This is a genomic window from Corynebacterium sp. HMSC069E04 (genome assembly GCF_001813175.1).
Taxonomy (GTDB): Bacteria; Actinomycetota; Actinomycetes; order Mycobacteriales; family Mycobacteriaceae; genus Corynebacterium; species Corynebacterium aurimucosum.
On sequence record NZ_KV811648.1, the window covers coordinates 1 to 1,823 of the forward strand.

1 rRNA gene is annotated in these 1,823 nt (G+C 53.0%); it reads right to left on the reverse strand.

Annotated elements, in window-relative coordinates:
* Positions 1-2: 2 nt before the first annotated feature.
* Positions 3-1,823: ribosomal RNA gene (locus HMPREF2896_RS03810) — 23S ribosomal RNA — on the reverse strand; the annotation flags it as partial.

The window sequence follows — 1,823 nt, forward strand, 5'->3', positions numbered from 1 at the left end:
GTGTGTGTGTTTGTTTTGGTCTATTAGTACCAGTAGCCTTCACACCTTGCGGTGCGTCCAGGTCTGGCCTATCAACCCCATCGTCTGTGGGGGACCTCAAATACGAAACCTCATCTTAAAACAGGCTTCCCGCTTAGATGCTTTCAGCGGTTATCCCTTCCGTACGTAGCCAACCAGCGATGCTCCTGGCGGAACAACTGGCACACTAGAGGTACGTCCGTCCCGGTCCTCTCGTACTAGGGACAGCCTTCTTCAAGTTTCAACGCGCGCGGCGGATAGAGACCGAACTGTCTCACGACGTTCTGAACCCAGCTCGCGTGCCGCTTTAATGGGCGAACAGCCCAACCCTTGGGACCTACTCCAGCCCCAGGATGCGACGAGCCGACATCGAGGTGCCAAACCATCCCGTCGATATGGACTCTTGGGGAAGATCAGCCTGTTATCCCCGGGGTACCTTTTATCCGTTGAGCGACACCACATCCACAAGTAGGTGCCGGATCACTAGTCCCGACTTTCGTCCCTGTTCGACATGTCTGTCTCACAGTCAAGCTCCCTTGTGCACTTACACTCACCACCTGATTGCCAACCAGGCTGAGGGAACCTTTGGGCGCCTCCGTTACATTTTGGGAGGCAACCGCCCCAGTTAAACTACCCACCAGGCACTGTCCCCAACCCAGATCATGGGCCAAGGTTAGACATCCAATCCGATCAGAGTGGTATTTCAACAACGACTCCACAACCACTAGCGTGGCCGCTTCATAGTCTCCCACCTATCCTACACAAACCGAACCGAACACCAATACCAAGCTATAGTGAAGGTCCCGGGGTCTTTTCGTCCTGCCGCGCGTAACGAGCATCTTTACTCGTAGTGCAATTTCACCGGGCCTGTGGTTGAGACAGCAGAGAAGTCGTTACGCCATTCGTGCAGGTCGGAACTTACCCGACAAGGAATTTCGCTACCTTAGGATGGTTATAGTTACCACCGCCGTTTACTGGGGCTTAAATTCTCAGCTTCGCAGCCAAAAGACTACTAACCGGTCCTCTTAACCTTCCAGCACCGGGCAGGCGTCAGTCCATATACATCAACTTCACGTCTTCGCATGGACCTGTGTTTTTGATAAACAGTCGCTTCCCTCTATTCTCTGCGACCCCACAACCCACCACACTCGCAAAGAGTGCTTAAGTCGTGTGGTCCCCCTTCTCCCGAAGTTACGGGGGCATTTTGCCGAGTTCCTTAACCACAGTTCACCCGAACGCCTTAGTATTTTCAACCTGACCACCTGTGTCGGTTTAGGGTACGGGCCATACATCCACATCGCTAGAGGCTTTTCTCGACAGTACTAGATCACCAACTTCACCCACACTTGGGCTACGCATCACGCCTCAGGTTTAACAGCATGCGGATTTACCTACACACCACCTCACACGCTTACACCAACAATCCACTAAGCGGCATGGCTACTACACTGTGTCACCCCATCACTTGAACCACACATCAGGCCCCACGACATCAACAACCAACGTGTTCAAAGAACACATCAATCGTATCCGCGGTGGTTAGTATCAGTGCTTTATCATGGGCGCGGATATACGGGTACCAGAATATCAACTGGTTATCCATCGACTACGCCTGTCGGCCTCGCCTTAGGTCCCGACTCACCCTGGGAAGACGAACTTGACCCAGGAACCCTTAGTCATCCGGCGGGAAGGATTCTCACCTTCCAATTCGTTACTCATGCCTGCATTCTCACTCGCACACACTCCACGCCTCCTTACGGTAACGCTTCAACACATGCACGACGCTCCCCTACCCAAACAAAAAA